18 protein-coding genes are annotated in these 22,187 nt (G+C 67.4%); 11 read left to right on the forward strand and 7 right to left on the reverse strand.

The window, feature by feature from the left end:
* Positions 1 to 36: 36 nt before the first annotated feature.
* A complete protein-coding gene (locus ACUCV0_RS20705) occupies positions 37 to 1,821 on the forward strand; it encodes a molecular chaperone (RefSeq protein ID WP_482213562.1) in 1,785 nt (594 codons plus the stop codon).
* A gap of 40 nt (positions 1,822 to 1,861) precedes the next feature.
* Positions 1,862 to 3,937: an EAL domain-containing protein gene (locus ACUCV0_RS20710; protein WP_482213563.1), complete on the forward strand. Its 2,076-nt coding sequence runs from the start codon at positions 1,862 to 1,864 to the stop codon at positions 3,935 to 3,937.
* A 112-nt stretch (positions 3,938 to 4,049) separates the two neighbouring features.
* Here the strand turns inward: ACUCV0_RS20710 and serB are convergent, their stop codons facing one another.
* Complete coding sequence (serB, locus tag ACUCV0_RS20715; protein WP_059316413.1) at positions 4,050 to 5,204, reverse strand: phosphoserine phosphatase SerB; 1,155 nt, start codon at positions 5,202 to 5,204, stop codon at positions 4,050 to 4,052.
* 189 nt (positions 5,205 to 5,393) lie between these two features.
* Here serB and ACUCV0_RS20720 point away from each other — a divergent pair, with 189 nt between their 5' ends.
* From ACUCV0_RS20720 to ACUCV0_RS20730, 3 genes are all read left to right on the forward strand, one after another.
* Positions 5,394 to 6,902 (forward strand): AhpA/YtjB family protein, encoded by a 1,509-nt coding sequence (locus ACUCV0_RS20720; protein WP_482213564.1) that lies wholly within the window; start codon positions 5,394 to 5,396, stop codon positions 6,900 to 6,902.
* A gap of 20 nt (positions 6,903 to 6,922) precedes the next feature.
* Positions 6,923 to 8,461, forward strand: coding sequence for a C13 family peptidase (locus ACUCV0_RS20725; protein ID WP_271653229.1), 1,539 nt, complete (start codon positions 6,923 to 6,925; stop codon positions 8,459 to 8,461).
* Between the two features lie 88 nt (positions 8,462 to 8,549).
* Positions 8,550 to 9,191 carry an oxidoreductase gene (locus tag ACUCV0_RS20730; protein WP_059316416.1) on the forward strand — a complete coding sequence of 214 codons (642 nt, stop codon included), beginning with the start codon at positions 8,550 to 8,552 and terminating at the stop codon, positions 9,189 to 9,191.
* 221 nt (positions 9,192 to 9,412) lie between these two features.
* On the opposite strand, the gene ACUCV0_RS20735 is transcribed toward ACUCV0_RS20730, so the two are convergent.
* A complete protein-coding gene (locus ACUCV0_RS20735) occupies positions 9,413 to 10,348 on the reverse strand; it encodes a LysR substrate-binding domain-containing protein (protein ID WP_323149217.1) in 936 nt (311 codons plus the stop codon).
* Between the two features lie 126 nt (positions 10,349 to 10,474).
* Between ACUCV0_RS20735 and ACUCV0_RS20740 the strand changes: the two genes are divergently transcribed.
* Both ACUCV0_RS20740 and ACUCV0_RS20745 read left to right on the forward strand, forming a co-directional pair.
* The gene (locus tag ACUCV0_RS20740; protein WP_313649824.1) at positions 10,475 to 11,851 is read left to right on the forward strand and encodes an L-serine ammonia-lyase; all 1,377 of its coding nucleotides are present in this window, start codon (positions 10,475 to 10,477) and stop codon (positions 11,849 to 11,851) included.
* A 63-nt stretch (positions 11,852 to 11,914) separates the two neighbouring features.
* Positions 11,915 to 12,391 carry a YbaK/EbsC family protein gene (locus ACUCV0_RS20745; RefSeq protein WP_323149219.1) on the forward strand — a complete coding sequence of 159 codons (477 nt, stop codon included), beginning with the start codon at positions 11,915 to 11,917 and terminating at the stop codon, positions 12,389 to 12,391.
* Here the strand turns inward: ACUCV0_RS20745 and ACUCV0_RS20750 are convergent.
* The gene (locus ACUCV0_RS20750; RefSeq protein WP_257721101.1) at positions 12,379 to 12,507 is read right to left on the reverse strand and encodes a hypothetical protein; all 129 of its coding nucleotides are present in this window, start codon (positions 12,505 to 12,507) and stop codon (positions 12,379 to 12,381) included. The two genes, ACUCV0_RS20745 and ACUCV0_RS20750, sit on opposite strands and share 13 nt — an antisense overlap.
* 145 nt (positions 12,508 to 12,652) lie before the next feature.
* On the opposite strand from ACUCV0_RS20750, the gene ACUCV0_RS20755 reads away from it, so the two are divergent.
* Entirely contained in the window at positions 12,653 to 14,056 is a 1,404-nt protein-coding gene (locus ACUCV0_RS20755) for an aminotransferase-like domain-containing protein (RefSeq protein WP_482213565.1), read from the forward strand.
* On the opposite strand, the gene ACUCV0_RS20760 is transcribed toward ACUCV0_RS20755, so the two are convergent.
* The 3 genes from ACUCV0_RS20760 to mpl form a co-directional block, all read right to left on the reverse strand.
* Positions 14,053 to 14,325 carry a YceK/YidQ family lipoprotein gene (locus ACUCV0_RS20760; RefSeq protein WP_482213566.1) on the reverse strand — a complete coding sequence of 91 codons (273 nt, stop codon included), beginning with the start codon at positions 14,323 to 14,325 and terminating at the stop codon, positions 14,053 to 14,055. The genes ACUCV0_RS20755 and ACUCV0_RS20760 overlap by 4 nt on opposite strands.
* Positions 14,326 to 14,503: 178 nt before the next feature.
* Positions 14,504 to 15,136 carry a flavin prenyltransferase UbiX gene (gene ubiX, locus ACUCV0_RS20765; protein ID WP_007161189.1) on the reverse strand — a complete coding sequence of 211 codons (633 nt, stop codon included), beginning with the start codon at positions 15,134 to 15,136 and terminating at the stop codon, positions 14,504 to 14,506.
* Positions 15,136 to 16,491, reverse strand: coding sequence for a UDP-N-acetylmuramate:L-alanyl-gamma-D-glutamyl-meso-diaminopimelate ligase (mpl, locus tag ACUCV0_RS20770; RefSeq protein WP_482213567.1), 1,356 nt, complete (start codon positions 16,489 to 16,491; stop codon positions 15,136 to 15,138). Before mpl ends, ubiX begins: the two co-directional genes overlap by 1 nt.
* Positions 16,492 to 16,701: 210 nt before the next feature.
* Between mpl and ACUCV0_RS20775 the strand changes: the two genes are divergently transcribed.
* Entirely contained in the window at positions 16,702 to 17,076 is a 375-nt protein-coding gene (locus tag ACUCV0_RS20775; RefSeq protein WP_271653235.1) for a COG4315 family predicted lipoprotein, read from the forward strand.
* Positions 17,077 to 17,205: 129 nt separating this feature from the next.
* Entirely contained in the window at positions 17,206 to 18,369 is a 1,164-nt protein-coding gene (locus ACUCV0_RS20780; RefSeq protein WP_482213568.1) for an SLAC1 family transporter, read from the forward strand.
* Here ACUCV0_RS20780 and ACUCV0_RS20785 read toward each other — a convergent pair.
* Positions 18,366 to 20,258, reverse strand: coding sequence for a sigma-54-dependent Fis family transcriptional regulator (locus tag ACUCV0_RS20785; RefSeq protein WP_434775167.1), 1,893 nt, complete (start codon positions 20,256 to 20,258; stop codon positions 18,366 to 18,368). The two genes, ACUCV0_RS20780 and ACUCV0_RS20785, sit on opposite strands and share 4 nt — an antisense overlap.
* A gap of 247 nt (positions 20,259 to 20,505) precedes the next feature.
* On the opposite strand from ACUCV0_RS20785, the gene exaC reads away from it, so the two are divergent.
* Positions 20,506 to 22,026, forward strand: coding sequence for an acetaldehyde dehydrogenase ExaC (gene exaC / locus ACUCV0_RS20790; RefSeq protein ID WP_482213569.1), 1,521 nt, complete (start codon positions 20,506 to 20,508; stop codon positions 22,024 to 22,026).
* Positions 22,027 to 22,187: the final 161 nt, after the last annotated feature.

Raw genomic sequence — 22,187 nt, forward strand, 5'->3', positions numbered from 1 at the left:
GTTTATTGCCCATCGAAACAGGAGTGCGTGCGGCGAATGGATAGCAAGAGGCCACAGCTCATGTTGCGGGTACCCACGCCCGATCAGCGCAGCCTGACGTTCTGTGACGCCACGCCGGCCGGCCTCAAGCGCTGGCTGGAACAGTTACCACGGGCCAAGCTGGGCGAGTTCGCCCGCCTGCTCTATCAGGGCCTGCTCGAACTCAACCGGCTGATCCTGACGCCAGAGGCCCGCCTGCGCCTGCTCGAGGCCTTGCGTCCGGACGTACAGCGGGTCTGCCAGCTGCTCGAGCGCCATGTGCTGAACCAGGCCATCGTGCTCGACGAACGCTCGCGCAAAGTGGCCAATCTCTGCCAGGCGCTGCAGAACCTGCTGGCTGCCGGCTACAAGCTGATCGTGGTCGAGGAAAGCGAGCGTGGCGAACGCAGCGCCCTGCTCGCCATGGCCATCCAACGTGCCCTGCGGGCGCTGCTCGGGCCGCTGATCCGCGCCGCGCAGCTCTATACGCCGGTCCACGACAACCTCTGGCTGGAGCTGCATCAGCTCTATCGGCTGGCCGTGACCACCGGCCTGCACAATCAGAAGGTTCGCGATGAGCTGCTGCCCGGCGATGGCAGCCAGACCATCACCCAGGCCTATTGCGCCGCCCTGCTGTTCGGCGCGGCGCGCTGCAACCAGCTGCGCCAGAGCCACATCGCCCAGTTGACGCTTCACCTGGACGACTGGGCCAATCTGGTCCGCCTGCAGGCCCCCGAGCAGAACGGCACCCTGATGGTGGTGGCGCCACAGATCGACGCCCCGCCGCGCTATCGCTCGCTGCTGCGCGAAGCCAATCTCAGCGGCCTATTGGGCCTGGCGCCGCAACAACTGGTCCAGGCCATCGAAGACTACCTCGCCCTGGCCCCGGAACAACGGCCGCGCGCCCGCCTGCCGGTGCACGGCGATCTGTCCCTGGACCTGCTGCAACACCTGGTGGGCGCCTGGGGCCAGGAGGCGGATCGCGCCTTCCAACGCATGCCCGGCCAGGGCCAGGTGCAGGTCTGCATTGGCATGAGCGCCCTGCACTACCAGCTCGCTGGCGGGCAGGTGTTCGCCGACACCCTGCGGCTGTCCACCGTGGCGGCGCCGGAAACCTTCGCACCCAAGCCCAAGGAAGACGTCTGGTCGCAGGCCTTCGATGCCGCCCCCCGCGCACCGGACGCCCTGGACTGGGATGCCGAGAACCTGGAAGAAATCCACTACGACGTCCTGCCGGGCGAAGGCGAGACGGCCAGCCCGGCCTTTCCGATCCATGGGGTGCAGGTGGTCAACCACAGTCCGGGCGGCTACTGCCTGAGTTGGAGCGGCGAAGTACCCGAGCAGCTGCAGGCGGGCGAGCTACTTGGCGTGCGCCTGCCCGACGATCACAACTGGGGCCCGGCAGTGGTGCGCTGGGTACGCCAGGTGCCGGGCAGTGGTACCCATATGGGTGTCGAACTGCTGGCGCCTACCGCACGCCCCTGCGGGCTGCAACTGTTGCGCAAGGCCGAGCAGAACAGCCAGTACCTGCGGGCGCTGCTGCTGCCCGAGATCAAGGCCATCGACCAGGCGCCGACCTTGATCGCGCCGCGCCTGCCCTTCCAGGAAGGCAGCAAGGTGCAGATCAATCAGCAGGGCAACGAGCAGCGCGGCATGCTCGACCGGCGCCGCAGCATGACCGTCAGCTTCAGCGTCTTCGAATACCACCTGCTGGAGCAGAGCAACGCCCAGGCCAATGGCGGTAGCTCTGGCGGCGGCATGCGCCAGGAAGAAGACTTTGACTCGTTGTGGAAGTCTCTGTAGCTTCCAGGGATTATCGTTATCGCCAGGGCGCGAGTAGACCATGGCTGCCGAACACAGCGCGATCCGCCTGTTGCTGCTCGAAGCATCGCAGAACGAGGCGGAACGCCTGGTCAGCCTGTTCCGCAATGCCGGACGGGCAGCGCGGGCCCAGCGCCTTGCCGATCCCGCCGGTCTCGACGAACTCCTGTCCCAGTCCTGGGACCTTGCCATCCTCGCCCCACCGTCCCCCGAGCTCGACAGCCACGCCGTGCTCCAACGGCTGCGTCACCAGGTGCCGCACCTCGCGATCATCCAGCGGGTGGCCCCGGGTGATTCAGAGGCAGTGCTGACCGCCCTGCGCCAGGGGGCACAGGATGCCATTGCCAGTGACAACGACGAGCACCTGCTGCTGGCCAGCCTGCGCGAACTGGGCAATCTGGCCGATCGTCATGAGCGCCGACGCCTGGAACAGGCCCTGGCCGAAGCCGAACAGCGCTGCCAGCTGCTGCTGGCCAACGCGGTGGACGCGGTCGCCTATGTCCATGACGGCCTGCACATCCACGTCAACCTGGCCTATGTAGAGCTCCTGGGCTATCCGTCCGCAGACGATCTGGAAATTACCCCGCTGATGGACCTGATCGCCGCGGCGGACCAGCCGGCGCTGCGCGACGCCTTCCGCCAGCTGCGTGACGATCCCAGCCCGCTGGAACTGGACTGCCAGGGCGTCCGCCATGACGGCAGTACCATCGACTTGCGCCTGCGTCTGACGCCGGCCATCTATCTCGACGAACCCTGCGTGCAGCTGCACCTGCGGGAAGCGCGCGTGGCCCCCGCGGCCGAGGCCCTCGAGGAGCAGCTGCGCGAGGTGCGCTTCCAGGACACCCTGACCGGCCTGCTCAATCGCAGCCGCATGCTCGACCTGCTGGAAGATGCGCTGGAGCGCGCCCGACTGGGAGCGCCGGCCAGCTTCGCCTACCTGAGCATCGACCGCTATCCGACGCTGCTGGCCGAGCTCGGCATAGACGCCATGGACGAATTGCTGGTCGCCCTGGCGGAGCGCCTGCGCGAGCACTTCGGCACCCTGGTCACCCTCTCGCGCTTCGCCGACGACGCCTTTACCGCCCTGCTGCCGCAGGCGGCCGATGCCAGCCTGGACACCACCTTCGAGCGCCTGCTCGGTCGCCAGGAACGGAAGCCCCTGGCCCTGGCTGGGCGTAACCTGGCCATCAGCTACTCCATCGGCGTGGTCGGCCTGGACACCCATGCCAAGAGCGCGGGCGACCTGGTGGACCGCGCCCACCGCTCTGCCCGCCAGGTCGCCCAGCGCGGCGGCAACGCCTGCAAGCGCTACGATCCGCAGGAAGAGCTGGCCGCCGCAGCCAATCGCGGCAATCTGGTGGCCATGGTCAAGCAGGCGCTGCAGCAGAACGGCTTCCGCCTGCTGTTCCAGCCGGTGATCGGCCTGCGCGGCAGCAGCCATGAGTATTACGAGGCCCTCCTGCGACTGATCAACCCCCAGGGCGAGGAAGTCTCTCCAGCCGAATTCGCCCGGACCGCGCGTGACAGTGGCCTGAGCGGCCAGATCGATCGCTGGGTGATCCACCAGGCGGTGCGCCAGCTTGGCGAGCACCGTGCCCGTGGCCATGGCACCCGCATCTTCGTGCACCTCTCGGGCGCCACCCTGGGCGACCTGGAATTACTGCCCTGGCTGAGCAAGACACTGGAAGCGCAGCAGCTGGACGCGGAGGCGGTGATCTTCCAGGTGAGCGAAGAAGACCTGCTGGCCCAGCCGGAGCAGGCCCTGGCCATGGCGCAGCGGCTACGCCGCCAGGGCCATCCGATCACCCTCAGCGGTTTCGCCAGCGGCGATCAGCCACTCGCCGCATTGCGTTTTCTGGTGCCCGACTACGTCAAGCTGTCGGGCAAGCTGATCAAGGACCTGGGGCAACCGGACCATCAGGAGCGCCTCAAGGCCATGGTCGCCGACCTCAGCGCCCAGAATATCCAGACCATCGCGCCTTTCGTCGAGAGCGCCAGCGTGCTGGCCCAGCTGTGGCAGGTCGGGGTGCACTTCATCCAGGGCTATTACCTGCAGGAACCCAGCCAGGCGATGGACTACGAGTTCCAGGCCGAGTAGCGGCGATCCTGATTGAACTAGGTGCATCGCGGCCATGGGCCGCTCCTACGTTTACATCGAACACCCGTAGGAGCAGCCGCACCGGCGGACCGCGATGGCCGCGCTGGGAGACTCAGCCCTGGGTAAGACGATCCTCCACGCCCAGCAGATAGAGCACGCCATCCAGCCCCAACACACTGATGGACTGGCGCGCGGACTGGCGCACCAGCGGCTTGGCGCGAAAGGCCACGCCTAGGCCGGCCAGGGCCAGCATCGGCAGGTCGTTGGCGCCGTCGCCCACGGCGATGGTCTGCTCCAGCTCCAGGCCTTCCCGGCTGGCCAGCTCCCGTAGCAGATCGGCCTTGCGCTGGGCATCGACGATGGGTTCGACGGCGCGGCCAGTCAGCTTGCCATCGACGATTTCCAGTTCGTTGGCATAGACGTAGTCGATCCCCAGCCGGGCCTGCACCTGGCGGGCGAAATAGGTGAAGCCGCCGGAGAGGATGGCAGTCTTGTAGCCCAACCGCTTCAGTTCGGCGAACAGGCGCTCGGCGCCCTCGGTCAGGCGCAGGCCGGCACCGATGTCTGCCAGCACCTCTTCCGACAGACCCTGCAGCAGGGCCATGCGCTCGGTGAAGCTGGCACGGAAGTCGATCTCGCCGCGCATGGCCCGCTCGGTGATGGCCGCCACCCGCTCGCCGATACCGGCGGCCTTGGCCAGCTCGTCGATGACCTCGGCCTGGATCAGGGTGCTGTCCATGTCGAACACGGCCAGACGTCTGTGCTGGCGCTGCAGGTCGTCGGGTTGCCAGCCGATGTCGGCCTGGCCTTCCTGGGCCAGCGCCAGCAGCCCGGCGCGCAGGGCTTGGGCCTCATGCGGTTCGCCGACGACGCGCAGTTCCAGGGCGGCGCGTTCGGTCGCGCCCGGCTCGCTCAGGGCGCGGATGGCGTGGATGTTCAAGCCCTGCTCCCGGCACAGCGCGGCCAGCCGGGTCAGCGGCAGATCGGCCAGGCTGCGGCCCATCAGCGTCAGGACATGGGCTTCGCCGGTGTCCGGCGCGGGCTGTGCCAGGGGCGCCACCTGCAGATCCAGCGCCTGCAGCGCCTGGACCAGCGCGGCGCCGGCACTGGCCGGGCTGACCAGCAGGGTCACCGCGGCACCGTTGTCCAGGCCTTGCTGCTGCAGCGATTCCAGCCGGGCACCGGCCGCGGCCAGGGCGCCGGTGAGGGCAGCCAACCAATCGGCGGGCAGCGTGCCCACGGCCTGGAGTCCGATAACGTCTTGCATGGCGATACCCTCGCGGAAAAGCGCGCAGTCTACCCTTTCGCTCCAGCGGTGCCGAGCCATGGGCACCGGCTGGCGGCGAGAGCCCACCGCCGGCCTCTTTTGCGGGCGAAGCCCTGCATTCGTCATTTTCGCGCCCCTGGCGCGCTGGTTATACTGGCCGAACATTTTTTGTCCAAAGAAACGATTTCTGTGACCCGCCCCGCGACCGTCAAGCCCGATAATTTCTTCCTGCTGATCTACCGAGCCCTGCGCCAGCGTCGTGTGCCGGTGGCCTTGCGCATCGTTTCCCACAGCCTGTTGCTGGTGGCCGCCGCCCTGGTGATCTATGCCGGCATCATGAGCATGCAGTTCCGCCATGCCATGCAGCAGCAGGCCGACGCCGTCGGCCAGAGCCTGGTGACCCAGACGGCCAACTCCGCCGCCGAGTTGCTGGTGGCCAACGACAACCTCAGCCTCAATGTGCTGCTGAGCAACCTGGCGCGTAATCCGCTGGTCGCCCATGCCGCGGTCTACAGCCCCGACAACCGAGTGCTGGCCGAGTCCGGCACCCGGCCGAGCCAGGGCCTGCTGACCGCCACCGATGGCATCTACAGCACGCCGATCCGTTTCCAGGACGTTACCGCCGGCCAGGTGCGCCTGGCGCTGGACATGGACCAGTTCCAGCAGCCGATGATGATCAGCCTGCAGAACATGGGGCTGCTCGGACTGATCCTGCTGGGCCTGACCCTGATCCTCAGCCTGCGGCTCGGGCGCCAGCTGTCGACTCCGCTGCTGGAGCTGCGCGTCTGGCTGCGCGACCCCGATGACCCGGCGCCGGGCGCGGGACGGCTCGACGAACTGGGCGATCTGGCCCGTCAGCTGCAGAGCCGTCTGGTGCCGCCCAAGCCGCCTAAACCGCCCAAGGCGGAAGTGACCGAGGACGACGATCCCTTCGCCGACGAGCAGGGTGGCCTGAGCATCAAGCCACCACCCGCGCGCAAGGCCGCCGCCAAGCCGGCTGTACGCAAACCGGCGGCGGCCAACGCCGAGGTCGACAGCGAGCTGGATGCCGACGCCTTCGCCGAGCTGGTGCCGGACTCCTTCACCGAGCCACCACCTACGCCAGCCCCGGTAGTGCCCACCGAGCCCGATATCGTCACCTCCGCGGTGCTGGCCATCCAGCTGGGCGCCCAGGACCAGCTCAGCCGCCTGCCGCGCAGTCGCCTCGAGCAGTTGCTGGAGCGTTATCGCGACTGCCTGCAGCAGGCCACCGAGCTCTATGACGGCGAACTGCATACCCTCAAGGACGGCGGCAGCCTGATCCTCTTCCACGAGCGCAGCGACGACGACGACTACCTGACTCGCGCCCTCTGCTGTGGCGAGATCATGCGCGCCCTGGGTCATGCGCTGCAGGTGGAAGTGGTCGGCAGCGGTGCAACCCTGCAGCTGCAGCTGGGTCTGACGCAGGGCGAACGCCTCGCTGGCCTGGAGCTTGCCCAATTGCTCGACAACACCACCGTACGCAATGCCCAGTCACTGAGCCGCCACAGTCGCAACCTGCTGCTGGTCGAGCAGAGCATCGCCGAGGACGAGCTGCTGCGTAAGCGTGCCCGCATCCGCACCATCGCCAGCCCCGCCGGGGCCAGCTGCGTGGAGCGTCTCCTGGAACCCTACTCCGCGACGCTGGAGCGTCATCTGGTCCGGCTCGAGGCGCGCTAGGGCGCCCGCCGACCCCACCTATGAGCACCCTCCTGAACCGTCTCGCCCTCGCCGCGCTGCTGCTGGCGACCTGCGTCGCCCAGGCGGCGCCCAACGCGAGCAGCGTGAGGTTGCCCGATGGCGGGGTCTATACCGGCGAGATCGTCAGCGGTCTGCTCAACGGTAGCGGTCGCATCGAGTGGCCCAACGGCAACTGGCTCAAGGGACGCTTCAAGGATGGCCTGGCCGAGGGTCCGGGCGAACAGCAGTTCGCCGACGGTACCTATTACCAGGGGACCTTTCGCCGCGGCCTCTATCACGGCCAGGGCAATTTGATCAGCAGCAGCGGCTGGGAATACCACGGCAGCTTCGTCAATGGCCGCATGCAGGGCCAGGGCTCCAAGCTGGACAGCGACGGGACCCAGACCATCGGCACCTTCAACGACGGCCACCTCAATGGGGTTGGCCAGTGGCAGGAGCCAGGCGGCGATCGCTATGACGGCGAATTCGTCGACGACCAGTTCGAGGGTGCCGGCGTCTATCGCAGCGCCGGGGGCGACCTCTGGCGCGGTCGCTTCAGCGCGGGTGAGCTGACCGGCAACGGCGAATTCGTCGGCAGCGATGGCAGCCAGTACCGCGGCGCCTTCCGCAACTGGAAATTCGACGGTCAGGGCGTGCTCACCAACAGCGACGCCAGTGTCTACCGCGGCAACTTCGCCGATGGCGTCTATGCCGGCATGGGCGTGCTGACCCGGGCCGACGGCCAGCTCGAACGGGGTCTCTGGGAAGGCGGCAAGCGCATCCGCGACGACCAGGGGCAATACATCGCCGATCCCCTGGAGCGCGGCCTGCTCGACCAGGGCAAGGTGCTCGACCAGGAGCTGCAGCAGATCCCGGCCTCCACTCCCGCTACCGAGCTCTATGGCCTGGTCCTGGCTGGCGACGGCGGTCAGGGCGTGTTCCAGCGTGAAGCCAACTACGTGGCCAACTTCCTCACCACCACCTGGGGCGCCCGCGATGTCGTCCACCTGATCAACGCCAAGGACATCCGCAGCGACCATCCGCTGGCCACCCGCGAGAACCTCTACCAGAGCCTGCAGGCCCTGGCCCAGCGCACCGGTCCCGAAGACCTGATCCTCATCTACCTGACCAGCCATGGCTCGGCCGACCATCAACTGGTGCTCGACCAGCCGGGCCTGGACCTCTCTAGCCTGCCGGCGGCGGAACTGGGCCGGCTGCTCGCGCCACTGCGCGGGCGCGACAAGCTGGTCATCGTCTCCAGCTGCTACAGCGGCGGCTTCATCCCACAGTTGCAGGACGACCATACCCTGGTGATGACCGCCTCCAAGGCTGATCGCACCTCCTTCGGCTGCACCGACGAAGCCGATTTCACCTATTTCGGTCGCGCGCTGTTCGCCGAGGCCTTCCAGCACACCGACGATCCCGAGCAGGCTTTCCAGCGCGCCCGCGACACCGTGGCCGTGCGCGAGAAGACCGAAGGCTTCGACCCATCCGAACCCCAGCTCTGGGCACCACCCGCCGTGCTGCAGAAGTGGCGCGCCTGGCGCGCGAGTCGCTGAGTGCCACCTTTGCCTGGGACGTTGACGAACAACCGGAACGCCTGAGGTCCAACCTGACATCAGCGGTCGCCGCTACAAGGAGAGCCCCGTGTACCTGACGCCTCAGCATGCCCTCATCGCCGGCGCCACTGGCCTGACCGGCGAACACCTGCTCGACCGCCTCCTCAATGAGCCGACGGTACCGCGGGTGCTGGCACCCACTCGTCGTCCTCTGGCAGAGCACGTTCGACTGGACAACCCGGTGGGCGACCTCAACAGCCTGCTGCCGACGCTGGAAGGCCCACTGGATGTGGCCTTCTGCTGCCTGGGTACCACCATGAAGCAGGCCGGCTCCGAAGCGGCCTTTCGCGCCGTGGATTACGGCCTGCCCCTGGCGGTCGGTCAGCGCGCCCTGGAACTGGGCGCGCGGCACTACATCGTGGTCAGCGCCATCGGCGCCGATTCGCAGTCCTCGATCTTTTACAACAAGGTCAAGGGCGAACTGGAAGAAGCCCTGCGCGCCCAGGGCTGGACGCAGCTGACCCTGGCGCGGCCGTCGCTGCTGATCGGCCAGCGCCCGGAAGAGCGCCTGGGCGAACGCCTGGCCGCCCCGCTCTCACAGTGGCTACCCGGCAAATGGCACGGCATCGAAGCCGCTGTCCTGGCCCGCGCCCTGTGGCGCCTGGCCCTGGAAGAAAGCCAGGGCGTACGGGTGGTGGAGTCGGACGAGTTGCGCAAACTGGGGCGTTGAGGCTTGGCTGCTATCGACCGTAGGTTGGGCTGAGAAGGCTCCATCGTCGAAGCCCAACATGCCGGTGCCGAGGCAAACACTGTTGGGCTTCGCTGCGCTCAACCCAACCTACGGTAGCCTGTAGGAGCGGCCCATGGCCGCGATCCCTCTCTCATTCAGGCTTATGTTGTTAGCCCTCGCTACCAGGCCTGGGGGCATCCGATCGCGGTCGTGGACCGCTCCTACGCCGGCTGCGCCAGCGCCATCTGATCCACCTCCTGCACCAGCCAGTCGTGCAGGGCGCGCAGGCGGGGATCGGCCAGGGCACCCTGGGCGTAGAGCAGCATGTACCTCTTGTGGGCCGGCACCGAACGGCCGAAGGACGGCACCACCAGCACGCCACGGGCCAGTTCGTCGGTGATCAGGGCGCGCCGGGCGATGGCCACGCCCATGCCGGCGATGGCCGCCTCGATGGTCAGGTGGTTGCGGTTGAAGGTATGGCCCCGCCGCACATCCAGCGCCGGCGCGCCGATGCTGGCGAGATAGAACTCCCACTCGGCGTATTCGTAGCTGCCGCGCCAGGCGGTGATGTCGTGCAGCAGCGGATAGAACTCCAGGTCCTCCGGTCGCTCCAGCGGTGGCCGTCCCGCCAGCAGACTAGGGGCGCATACCGGGAAGATCTCTTCATCCATCAGCGGCGTCGAGGCCAGTCCCGGGTAGCTGCCGTCGTTGAGATCGATGGCGAGGTCGAATTCACCCTCGCGCAGCGACCAGCTGCTGTCCTCGGCCACCAGCCGCAGTTGCAGATCGGGAAAGCGTGCCTGCAACCGCGGTAGCCGCGGGGTCAGCCACTTGCCCAGGAACGAGGGGATCGACCTGAGCCGCACCACGCCGCCGAATTGGCCGGCATTGAGCCGCCGCAGTTCGGCGTCGATCAGCCCATAGGCCTGGTTGAGGGTGGTCGCCAGACGCTGGCCCTCGGCGGTCAGCTCCAGTCCACGCGCGACGCGATGGAACAGCTTGAAGCCCAGGCGCTCCTCCAGCTGGCGCATCTGCTGGCTGATAGCGCCTGGCGTCACATGCAGCTCTTCGGCACAGCGCGTGAAGGACAGATGGCGCGCGGCGCAGACGAACACCTGCAACCAGGCCTGGGTTTGAGCATTGAGGATCCGGCTCATCGATGAGTTCCGCTAAAGGATCGCTTAGAAGCTTTCGTTTGTGCGAGTTGAAGGCTTATCACCACTATGAGCCATCCGCCGGCACCTTGTCTGGCAACTATTCAAGCTCAATCAGGGATTACCGACATGGCCATCAGCGTCTTCGACCTGTTCAAAATCGGCGTGGGTCCGTCCAGCTCCCATACCGTGGGACCGATGCGGGCGGGCGCCCTCTTCGCCCAGCGCCTGGTCGACGAAGGTCTGCTGGAGCAGGTCAAGCGGGTCGAGGTGCGCCTCTATGGTTCGCTGTCGGCCACCGGTATCGGCCATGGCACCGACCGGGCGACCCTGATCGGGCTGATGGGCGAATGGCCGGATCGCGTCGATCCCGCTGCCGTCGAACCGCGCATCGAGGTCCTGCGCAACGAGCGCACCCTGTTGCTGGCCGGCCGCCAGGCGGTCCATTTCAACTGGCAGGAAGACATGCTGCTGCTGGAGGAAAGCCTGCCCTACCACCCCAATGCCATGACCCTGACCGCCTTTGGCACCACCGGTGAAGTGGCTGAAGCGACCTACTACTCCATCGGTGGCGGCTTCGTGGTGGACGCCGCCCAGGCCGCCAGCGGCGTGCTGGACAGCGATACCACCGAGCTGCCCTACGAATTCTCCAGCGGCGCCGAGCTGCTGCACCTCTGTCGCAGCCACGGCCTGGGCGTGGCCGAGCTGATGCTGGCCAACGAGAAGAGCTGGCGCTCCGAGGAAGAGATCCGCAGCGGCCTGCTACGCATCTGGGGCGTGATGCGCGAATGCGTCCAGAACGGTCTCGCCAACGAAGGCATCCTGCCCGGCGGCCTCAAGGTGCGCCGGCGCGCTGCCCGCCTGCACCAGAGCTTGCAGGCCATCGGCAAGCCCAACGTCATCGGCTCGACCCTCTCCGCCATGGAGTGGGTCAACCTCTTCGCCCTGGCGGTGAACGAGGAAAACGCTGCCGGCGGCCGCATGGTCACCGCGCCCACCAACGGCGCGGCCGGGATCATCCCGGCGGTGCTGATGTACTACATGAAATTCAATCCCGATGCCTGCGACGACGATGTGGTGCGCTTCATGCTCGCCGCCGCCGCGGTCGGCATCCTGTGCAAGAAGAACGCCTCCATCTCCGGTGCCGAGGTGGGTTGCCAGGGCGAGGTCGGCTCGGCCTGCGCCATGGCTGCCGCCGGTCTGGCCGAGGTGCTGGGCGCCAGCCCCGCACAGCTGGAAAACGCCGCCGAGATCGGTCTGGAGCACAACCTCGGGCTGACCTGCGACCCGGTCGGTGGCCTGGTACAGGTGCCCTGCATCGAGCGCAACGCCATCGCCGCGGTCAAGGCGATCAACGCTGCCCAGATGGCCCTGCGCGGCGACGGCGAGCACTTCATCTCCCTCGACCAGGTGATCCGCACCATGAAGGAAACCGGCGCTGACATGCACGACAAGTACAAGGAAACCTCTCGCGGCGGTCTGGCCGTGACCTTCGTGGAGTGCTGAGTCGGCCTTGACGGGGGTGGCGCGGATTGCCGAGAGTCGGGTTTTCCCCTCACAGGAAGCCCCATGAGCCTCGACTCCGTCCGCCAGCACCTCGCCCGCATCGCGCCCGACCTCGAGATCCTCGAGGCCACGACCAGTACCGCGACCGTTACCCTGGCGGCGGCCGCCCATGGCGTGGAGCCCGGGCGCATCGCCAAGACCCTGGGGCTGAAGGTAGGGGAGCAGCAACTGCTGCTGGTCGCGCGAGGTGATGCGCGGCTGGACAACCGCAAGCTCAAGGCCGCCTTCGGCGGCAAGGCCAAGTTGCTCGATGCCGCCACCGTGGAAGGCCTTACCGGGCATCCGGTGGGCGGCGTCTGCCCCTTTGGACTGGCCACGCCGCTGCCGGTCTACTGCGACGAATCGCTCAAGGCTTTCGACGAGGTGCTACCCGCCGCGGGCGCCATCCACAGCGCCGTGCGCCTCACGCCCGAGCGGCTGGCCGCCCTCAGCGAGGCGCGCTGGGTGGATGTCTGCGAGGTGGGCGATCAGCGCAGCTGATCGTTCTTTTCCACGTCGCGGCGGTCCTTGTTCAGGACCACACAGGCGTAGTAGCCGCCGCCGAGCAGGATGAGTGCGAGCAGGCTGAAGAGAATCATGAAAACACCATCGTCCATGGCTGCCTCCGGGAGATGCCAGAAAGGGATGGATAAAGCTTAGGCCTCCGGACGCCAGCGTTACAGCAGCAGGTAGACACATGAAAAACCGGATCAGATGGGCCCGTGCTCGCTATAGTGACGGTCTCCCCTGCCCTGGCCCTGCATGAAGCGCTACGAAAGATTCGCCGACCAGCTCGCCACCCTGATGACCACCGGCGTCCTCGCTCCCGGCGATCGCCTGCCCTCGGTGCGCAGTGCCAGCCAGACGCACGGCATCAGCCCCTCCACGGTATTCCAGGCCTATTACCTGCTGGAAAGCCGTGGCTTGATCGAGGCGCGGGAGCGATCCGGCTATTTCGTTCGCGAACCCGCCCGGTCACGCGACTCGGCGCCGCTGCTCGCCCCGCTGGAAGGCACCGAGGTAGCGGTGAGCGACCTGGTGTATTCGGTGCTGCAGTCCCTGCAGGATCCGGGCATCGTGCCCTTCGGCTCGGCCTTTCCCAGCCCCGATCTCTTTCCCCTGGCGCGCCTGGCCCGCAGCATGGCCCACGGCCTGCGCGACCTGCCCGCCCATGACCTCACCGCCTATGTGACCCCCGGTCATCCCGAGCTGCGTCGCCAGATCGCCCGGCGCTATGGCCTGGCCGGCATGCCCGAGGTCGGCGAAGAGCTGGTGATCACCCACGGCGCCCTGGAGGCGCTCAACCTGGGCCTGCAGAGCCTGACCCGCCCCGGCGATCTGGTCGCGGTGGAAAGCCCGGCCTTCTACGCCAGCCTGCAGGTGCTGGAACGACTGCAACTCAAGGCGGTGGAAATCCCGGTGGACCCCGAGCAGGGCCTCAATCTCGACGCCCTGGAGGAGGCCCTGGCCCGCCTGCCGATCAAGGCCTGCTGGTTCATGAGCGGCCTGCAGAATCCCACCGGGGTCAGCCTCGACGACCAGGCCCAGCAGCGCCTCTATGGCCTGCTGCGACGCCACCAGGTGCCGCTGCTGGAAGACGACGTCTATGCCGAACTCTACAGCGGCAGCGAACCGCACCGCCCGGTCAAGCGCTTCGACACCGATGGCCTGGTACTGCACTGCGGCTCCTTTTCCAAGTGCCTGGCCCCCGGCTATCGCATCGGCTGGATCGCGGCCGGCCGCCAGGCGGGAGCCGTCGCGCGACTGCGGCTGATGACCACCATCACCCCCTCGATGCCGGCCCAGGCCGCCTTGGCGGACTATCTGCAGCACGGCGGCTACGATCGTCATCTGCGTCGTCTACGACTGAGTCTCGACCGGCAGCGCCAGGCCATGCTGGCCGCGGCGCGCCGCTACTTTCCGGCCGACACCCACGTCAGCCGCCCCCGGGGCGGCTACTTCCTCTGGTTCGAATTGCCCTCTCGAGTGGACAGCCTGGCGCTGTATCGCCAGGCGCTGGCCGAGGGCATCAGCCTGGCGCCCGGGCCGATCTTTTCCGCGCAGCAGGGCTTTCGAAACTGCATCAGACTCAACTGCGGTCATCCCTGGGACGCGCGCAGCGAGGCGGCCATGGCCAAGCTCGGGGAGTTGCTGCAAGCCTGCTAGAGCCCGCCCCGCACGCTGCCCCGCCCGCCGATAGCTGCCGGTAGCGACAGCGGCAGCAACAGGGTATCGAGCAGGGCACTGCCGGGCAGGTCCAGTACCGGCCAGGCCGGGGCCTCGGCGCCGAAGCGCTCCAAGGCGCAGCAGCCGCCCTGCAGGGCATAGAGATCCAGCCGGGTGCCGGCATAGACCACCGGCGCACCGGGCTTGGCAGCGTCCAGGGTACGCGCCGTGGCGCAGCCGCCGAGGACCAGGACGGCCGTCAGCAGCAAGCCGAGGCGCGCGACGGCCTTAGGTTCTGTAAGAAAACTGCCTGCGCTCGGTGATGCTGCGTTAAAAATCAGCTCGGAATGCTCATTTACCATTCGTAAACTCGAGCGCGAGCCCGGTCCGCTTCCTCGCTGATTTTTGCCTTGCCTGACCTTCGCTCGGCGACTTTTCGTACAGAACCTAGTCATCGTTACCGGACAGGTGATGCTCGCCCCAGCGCGGCAGCATGTCCTGGGGGATGCCCAGGGTGTTGAGGATGCGTGCCACCACGAAGTCCACCAGGTCATCGAGGGTCTGCGGCTGGTGATAGAAGCCTGGCGAGGCCGGCAGGATGGTCACGCCCAGGTTGGACAGCTTGAGCATGTTTTCCAGGTGGATGCTGGAGAACGGCGACTCGCGCGGCACCAGAATCAGTTGCCGGCGCTCCTTGAGGGCGACGTCGGCGGCGCGTTCGATGAGATTGTTACTGGCGCCGGTGGCAATGGCCGACAGGGTACCGGTGGAACAGGGACACACCACCATGGCCGCCGGGGCGCTGGAACCGGACGCCGGCGGCGCCATCCAGTCGCTCTGGCCGAACACCCGCACCTGGCCCGGCGCCGCGCCGGTGTATTCGGTGAGAAAGGCCTGCATGGCCTGGGGCTTGGGCGGCAGCACTACGTCGGTCTCGGTGGCCATCACCAGCTGCGCGGCTTTGGAGATGAGGAAGTGCACTTCGCGCTCCTCCTGCACCAGGCAGTCGAGCAGACGCAGGCCATACTGGGAGCCGGAGGCGCCGGTCAGCGCCAGGGTGATGCGTTCCGGACCGGCCATCATGCCTGCTCCAGGGCCGCGGCCAGCTTGCCGTGCAGGCCGCCGAAACCACCGTTGCTCATGATCACCACATGGGTGGGTCCGTCCAGCTCGGCCTGGACCCGCGCGATGATGGCCTCCAGGGAATCGCAGACCACCGCAGGCACCTGACAGGCGGCGGCGGTTCCGGCCAGGTCCCAGCCCAGGTTCGGCGGGGCGTACCAGACCACGCTGTCGGCACCGGTGACACTGTCTGGCAGACCGTCGCGGTGGGCGCCCAGCTTCATGGAATTGGAGCGCGGCTCGATGACGGCGATGATCCGCTCGCTGCCGACCCGGGCGCGCAGCCCCTGCAGGGTGGTGGCGATGGCGGTGGGATGGTGGGCGAAGTCGTCGTAGACGGTCACCCCGCGCACCTCGGCGACCTTCTCCATACGCCGCTTCACACTGCGGAATTCGCTCAGGGCGGCGACGCCCATACCCGGCACCACACCGACATGACGAGCCGCCGCCAGGGTGGCCAGGGCATTGGCCACGTTGTGCTGGCCGGTCAGCCCCCAGTTCACGGTGCCCTGGACCTCGCCGTCGAAGAGCACCTCGAAGCGCGAACCGTCCTCCGCCAGCAGGCGGGCCTGCCATTGGCCACCTTCGCCGGTGGTCTGCACCGGGGTCCAGCAGCCCATCTGCAGCACCCGCACCAGCGCCGTCTCGGCGGTGGGGTGGATGATCAGGCCGCTGCTGGGAATGGTCCGCACCAGGTGGTGGAACTGCCGCTCGATGGCTGCCAGATCCGGGAAGATGTCCGCGTGATCGTATTCCAGGTTATTGAGGATGGTGGTCCGCGGCCGGTAGTGGACGAACTTGGATCTCTTGTCGAAGAAGGCGCTGTCGTATTCGTCGGCTTCCACCACGAAGAAGGGCGTACCGCCCAGGCGCGCGGAGATGCCGAAGTTCTGCGGCACCCCACCGATGAGAAAGCCCGGACTCATGCCGGCGTGTTCCAGCACCCAGGCCAGCATGCTGGTGGTGGTGGTCTTGCCGTGGGTCCCGGCGACTGCCAGCACCCAGCGGCCCTGCAGCACATGCTCGGCCAGCCACTGAGGACCGGAGACATAGGGCAGCCCCTTGTCCAGCACGAACTCCACCGCCGGATTGCCGCGCGACAGGGCGTTGCCGATCACCACCAAGTCCGGCGCCGGATCGAGTTGCGCCGGATCGTAGCCCTGGGTCAGCTCGATGCCCTGGGCCTCCAGCTGGGTGCTCATGGGCGGATAGACGTTGGCGTCGGAGCCGGTCACGCGATGGCCGGCTTCCTTGGCCAGCACCGCGAGCGATCCCATGAAGGTGCCGCAGATACCGAGGATGTGGATGTGCATGACAGGCGGGCTCCGCTGCAAATTGAACGGCGGCAAGGTTAGCACGGGGGGCCGCGCCGCCGGAGCGATGGCCGTCGCGGATGGCGGAGCGCTGCGCTCGCCCCATCCAGCGGGATTTCGACTAGAGTGCGAAGGGCATCCCTGGCTATGCGGATGCCTGTGCACGTCCGTAGGTACGCTCGCCTTAATGACAATGACAAGAGGTCGACCATGCTGAAACGCCTGCTGATTACCGTTGCAACCCTCTCTTTCGCCGGACTCGCCCTCGCCGCGGCGCCGACCAAGATCGCCGACACCGCCCTGGGCAAGGTGCTCGTCGACAGCCAGGGCATGACGCTCTACACCTTCGCCAAGGACAGCGCGGGCAAGTCCGCCTGTAACGGCCCCTGCGCCCAGAACTGGCCACCGCTGAAAGCCGAGGCCGGGGCCAAGGCCGCCGATGGCTACAGCCTGGTGACCCGTGACGACGGCAGCCAGCAATGGGCCTACCAGGGTAAGCCGCTGTATACCTGGATCAAGGACAGCAAGCCGGGCGATACCACCGGTGATGGCGTGAACCAGGTCTGGCACGTGGCCAAGCCCTGATGCCCAGGCGCTGCCTGGCAAGCAAGGGCAGCGCCTTATCTAACCAGTGGTTTAATATTTCATAATCATTCATTTTTAATGATAAGCGAGCAGGCTTAGCCTGGAGGCCATCCCTTCCGGAGCCCTGCCATGCCGCTTTTCACCGTCGTCCCCGAGCAGGTACTCAGACCCTTCAGCCAGCTCGACCGCCCACTGGAGGTCATCCGCCAGTTCACGCCCAACTGGTTCGCCGTGACCATGGGCACGGGCATCCTGGCGCTCGCGCTGGCAGCCTTCCCCCTGCCGCTTCCCGGCCTGCATGCCATCGCCGAAGGCCTCTGGCTGCTCGATGTCCTGCTGTTCAGCCTGTTCACCGGGCTCTATGCCGCCCGCTGGCTGCTGTTCTACCAGGAAGCCCGCGAGATCTTCGCCCACGCCACGGTTTCCATGTTCCTGGGCACCATTCCCATGGGACTGGCGACCCTGATCAACGGCCTGTTGCTGTTCGGCCTGCCGCACTGGGGCGAGTCGGTGGTGACCCTGGCGCTCGGACTCTGGTGGCTGGATGCGGCCATGGCGCTGGCCTGCGGGGTGCTGATCCCCTATCTGATGTTTACCCGCCAGGCACACCGCATCGACCAGATGACCGCGGTCTGGCTGTTGCCGGTGGTGGCCGCCGAGGTGGCCGCCGCCAGTGGTGGCCTGCTGGTGCCGCACCTGGCGGCCAGCGAGCAATTCACGGTGCTCGTCGCCAGCTATGTGCTCTGGGCCTATTCGGTGCCCGTCGCCTTGAGCCTGCTGGTGATCCTGCTCTTGCGCCTGGCGCTGCACAAGCTGCCGCCGGCCAGCATGGCCGCGTCGAGCTGGCTGGCGTTGGGACCGATCGCCACCGGCGCCCTGGGCCTGCTGGTACTGGGCACCGATGCACCAGCAGTGTTCGCCGCCCATGGCCTGGCCGGAATTGGCGAGATCGCCCAGGGCCTGGGCCTGTTGGGCGCGGTGCTGCTCTGGGGACTGGGGCTCTGGTGGCTGGCGCTGGCTGTGCTAGTGACCCATCGCCATGCCCGTGAGGGCATGCCCTTCAACCTGAGCTGGTGGGGCTTCACCTTTCCCCTGGGTGTCTATGCCCTGACCACCCTGCGCCTGGGGGAAGCCCTGGCGGCGCCCTTCTTCACCGGTCTGGGCGCCGTGCTGGTGGTGCTGCTGGCCCTGCTATGGGCCCTGGTCGCCAGCCGCACCCTGGCAGGCGCCTACCGAGGCAGTCTGTTCGTCTCGCCCTGCATCGCCCACCTCTGTGCCAAGGCGGAGCGCTAATCCTGCGGGCGCTGCAAGCCGTGCTGATGCAGCCAACGATAAAGGGTGTTGCGACTCACCCCCAGGCGCTTGGCCGCGCGAGTCATCTGCCAGTGGCAGTCGTCCAGCACCGCACGCAGCTCCTCTCGAGCGCTATCGACCGGCGCCGCGCTGGATGGAACGAAGAGCCGGGCACCACGGCACTCCGCCGGTAGCTCGTCCAGGCCGATATGGCCGTCTTCGCTCAGGGCCACCAGGGTGCGCAGCACGGTACGCAGCTGCCGGACGTTGCCAGGCCAGGGCTGGGCGAGCAGACAGGCACGGGCTGCCGGATCGAGACGGATCGCCTCGCCGCGGGCCTCCTCGGCCAGCAGCAGATCGAGCAGTTCGCCGCGATCACTGCGCTCACGCAGGGCCGGCAGGGTCACCACCAGGCCGCGCAGGCGATAGTAGAGGTCTTCGCGAAAACTGCCGGCGGCCACCAGGGCTTCCAGATCACGGTGACTGGCGCTGATCAGGCGCAGGTCCAGGGCACGCGGAGCACCGCCGCCGAGGGGAACCACCTGGCGCTCTTCCAGCACCCTGAGCAAGCGCGTCTGCAGCGCCAGGGGCATGTCGCCGATCTCGTCGAGAAAGAGGATGCCGCCATCGGCCTGCTGCAGCTTGCCGGCCATGCCTTCCTTGCGCGCCCCGGTGAAGCTGCCGCCACGATAGCCAAACAGCTCGCTTTCGATCAGCGTCTCCGGAATGGCCGCGCAATTGAGCGCGACGAAGGCCTGGCCGGCGCGGCTGCTGGCGCGGTGCAGGGCGCTGGCGAAGGCTTCCTTGCCGGTGCCGGTCTCGCCATGCAGCAGCACCGGCACGTCGCGCTCCAGGACCTTGAGCGCCCGGGTGAAATCCCGCGCCAGCGCCGGATCGGCCAGGCAGATACCGCTGGGCAGGGGCGTCTTGGGCACCGCTACCGGGGTAACCGGGCGCACCTGAGGGCCGCGCACCAGGCCGTGGAAGCCCTGCCCCTGGCGACCACGCAGTGCCCAGCAAGCGCTGGGTTGCGGGCGGGCGCGCTCCAACAGGTCGTCCAGCCGTAGCTCGAACAGGGCCTCCATCCGCTGCCCCAACACCGCACTACGCGCCAGGCCGAGCAGCATCAGCGCGGTTTCGTTGGCGGCCTGGACGCGACCTTCGTCGTCGAAGGCCAGCAGCCCTTCGCTGAGCAGGCCGACATAGGCCGCCTGGGCATGGAAGCGCAGCAGGTAACCCGCGGCGTAACGGTCGAGGAAATAGCAGCTCTCGATCAGCTTGGCCGAAAGATTGACCAGCGCCATGGTGTGGAACTGGCCCTGACGCGAGGACTCCTGGCGCGCGGTGGAGACATCCAGCACTGCCAGCAGCTCGCCCGCCGGATCGAAGACCGGGCTGGCCGAGCAGGTCAGCTGGGTATGGCGGCTGCGAAAGTGTTCGTCGCGATGGATGGTCAGCGCCTGGCGCTCCACCACGCAGGTGCCGATGCCGTTGGTGCCTTCGCAGGCCTCGCTCCAGTCGGCGCCCAGCCACAGTCCGGCCTGCTGGAAGGTCTCGCGCTCGGCCTCGGCGGTCACGCAGTCGAGGATCAGCCCGCGGGCATCGGTGAGCAGCACGGCATGGCCGGCGCCGCCCAGCTGCTGGTGCAGGGAATTCATCTGGCCGCGGGCGATCTGCAAGACCCGCTGCTGGCGCTGGCGGTGCTCGTCGAAGCGGGCGCGCTCCAGCACCCAGGGCGCTACGCGCGCGGCCGGGTCGAGCTGGTGTTCGTCGAGACAGCGCCGCCAGGAGCGGGCGATGGCCGGATCGCTGGCCGGGCCGTCAGGGACAGCGCCGCGGGCGAGTTCGAGCACCTGGCTGGCATGACGATCGGACGGGGTGGCGGCCATTGTCGTTGTCCTCCGCGGGGGCGTCTGCGCGGCCTCCAGCATAGGCCAAATCGGTCGGACTGCGCACTCTGTCACCCCCAGGTGACAGGCTGTCACGCCAAGGGGTGACACCTCTGTCACAGTGGCAGATGACGGCACTCCCTGGAAAAGCCCGCAACGTCGCATCCATGCGGGTTCGCCCGACTTGGCCCGCGCCTTGCTCAGGATCGGAGCGCCGCTTCATACAAGAACAAACAGGAGACCCACCATGCGCTACGCAGCTCCCGGCACCCAAGACGCCCTGCTGACCCTGCAGGCCCGCTACGGCAACTACATCGGCGGCGAATTCGTCGCCCCGGTGAAAGGCCAGTACTTCACCAACACCTCCCCGGTGAACGGCTCGGTGATCGGTGAATTCCCCCGCTCCGACGCCGCCGACATCGAGCGCGCCCTGGACGCCGCCCACGCCGCCGCCGCTGCCTGGGGCCGCACCTCGGTGCAGGACCGCTCGCTGATCCTGCTCAAGATCGCCGACCGCATCGAACAGAATCTGGAAAAACTGGCCGTCGCCGAGACCTGGGACAACGGCAAGGCGGTGCGCGAGACGCTCAACGCCGACGTGCCCCTGGCCGCCGATCACTTCCGCTACTTCGCCGGCTGCATCCGCGCCCAGGAAGGCAGCGCCGCCGAGATCAACGACAACACCGCCAGCTATCACTTCCACGAGCCACTGGGCGTGGTCGGCCAGATCATCCCCTGGAACTTCCCGCTGCTGATGGCCGCCTGGAAGCTGGCCCCGGCGCTGGCCGCCGGCAACTGCGTGGTGCTCAAGCCTGCCGAGCAGACGCCGCTGTCCATCACCCTGTTCGCCGAGATCGTCGGCGACCTCCTGCCGCCCGGTGTGCTCAACGTGGTGCAGGGCTATGGCAAGGAGGCCGGCGAGGCGCTGGCCACCAGCACCCGTATCGCCAAGATCGCCTTTACCGGCTCCACCCCGGTGGGTTCGCACATCCTCTCCTGCGCGGCCAAGAACATCATTCCCAGCACCGTGGAGCTGGGCGGCAAGTCGCCCAACATCTACTTCGAAGACATCATGCAGGCCGAGCCGAGCTTCATCGAGAAGGCCGCGGAAGGTCTGGTGCTGGGCTTCTTCAACCAGGGCGAGGTCTGCACCTGCCCGTCCCGCGCCCTGGTGCAGGAATCCATCTACTCCCCCTTCATGGAAGCGGTGATGAAGAAGATCGCCCAGATCAAGCGCGGCGATCCGCTGGACACCGAGACCATGGTCGGTGCCCAGGCTTCCCAGCAGCAGTTCGAGAAGATCGTCTCCTACCTGGAGATCGCCCGCGAGGAAGGCGCCGAGTTCCTCACCGGCGGCAACGTCGAGAAACTGCAGGGCGACCTGGCCAGCGGCTATTACATCCAGCCGACCCTGCTCAAGGGCCACAACAAGATGCGCGTCTTCCAGGAGGAGATCTTCGGCCCGGTGATCGGGGTGACCACCTTCAAGGACGAAGCCGAGGCCCTGGCCATCGCCAACGACACCGAGTTCGGACTGGGCGCCGGCGTCTGGACCCGCGACATCAATCGCGCCTACCGCATGGGTCGCGGCATCAAGGCCGGTCGCGTCTGGACCAACTGCTACCACCTCTACCCCGCCCACGCCGCCTTCGGCGGCTACAAGAAATCCGGCGTCGGCCGTGAAACCCACAAGATGATGCTCGACCACTACCAGCAGACCAAGAACCTGCTGGTCAGCTACGACATCAATCCGCTGGGCTTCTTCTAAAGCGACGCCTGGATCGCGCGCCTCAGCAGGAAGTCGAGGCGCGCCTCCCACCTGACCTGGATCAACACCCGCTCCCCGTGGGTGGCCGACGCTAGAGGCAACGGCCGCCCGCGGTGGACAGGTGCGTCCCGGCGCAGGCCCCGTCTGGCTTCATCCACGCA

It is taken from the genome of Pseudomonas sp. VMV1 (assembly GCF_056790235.1).

Coding starts and splice junctions, on each gene's coding strand:
- ACUCV0_RS20705 (WP_482213562.1), top strand. CDS start 37: ATGGATAGCAAGAGGCCACAGCTCATGTTGCGGGTACCCACGCCCGAT.
- ACUCV0_RS20710 (WP_482213563.1), top strand. CDS start 1,862: ATGGCTGCCGAACACAGCGCGATCCGCCTGTTGCTGCTCGAAGCATCG.
- serB (WP_059316413.1), bottom strand. CDS start 5,204: ATGCAAGACGTTATCGGACTCCAGGCCGTGGGCACGCTGCCCGCCGAT.
- ACUCV0_RS20725 (WP_271653229.1), top strand. CDS start 6,923: ATGAGCACCCTCCTGAACCGTCTCGCCCTCGCCGCGCTGCTGCTGGCG.
- ACUCV0_RS20735 (WP_323149217.1), bottom strand. CDS start 10,348: ATGAGCCGGATCCTCAATGCTCAAACCCAGGCCTGGTTGCAGGTGTTC.
- ACUCV0_RS20740 (WP_313649824.1), top strand. CDS start 10,475: ATGGCCATCAGCGTCTTCGACCTGTTCAAAATCGGCGTGGGTCCGTCC.
- ACUCV0_RS20745 (WP_323149219.1), top strand. CDS start 11,915: ATGAGCCTCGACTCCGTCCGCCAGCACCTCGCCCGCATCGCGCCCGAC.
- ACUCV0_RS20750 (WP_257721101.1), bottom strand. CDS start 12,507: ATGGACGATGGTGTTTTCATGATTCTCTTCAGCCTGCTCGCACTCATC.
- ACUCV0_RS20755 (WP_482213565.1), top strand. CDS start 12,653: ATGAAGCGCTACGAAAGATTCGCCGACCAGCTCGCCACCCTGATGACC.
- ubiX (WP_007161189.1), bottom strand. CDS start 15,136: ATGGCCGGTCCGGAACGCATCACCCTGGCGCTGACCGGCGCCTCCGGC.
- mpl (WP_482213567.1), bottom strand. CDS start 16,491: ATGCACATCCACATCCTCGGTATCTGCGGCACCTTCATGGGATCGCTC.
- ACUCV0_RS20775 (WP_271653235.1), top strand. CDS start 16,702: ATGCTGAAACGCCTGCTGATTACCGTTGCAACCCTCTCTTTCGCCGGA.
- ACUCV0_RS20780 (WP_482213568.1), top strand. CDS start 17,206: ATGCCGCTTTTCACCGTCGTCCCCGAGCAGGTACTCAGACCCTTCAGC.
- ACUCV0_RS20785 (WP_434775167.1), bottom strand. CDS start 20,258: ATGGCCGCCACCCCGTCCGATCGTCATGCCAGCCAGGTGCTCGAACTC.
- exaC (WP_482213569.1), top strand. CDS start 20,506: ATGCGCTACGCAGCTCCCGGCACCCAAGACGCCCTGCTGACCCTGCAG.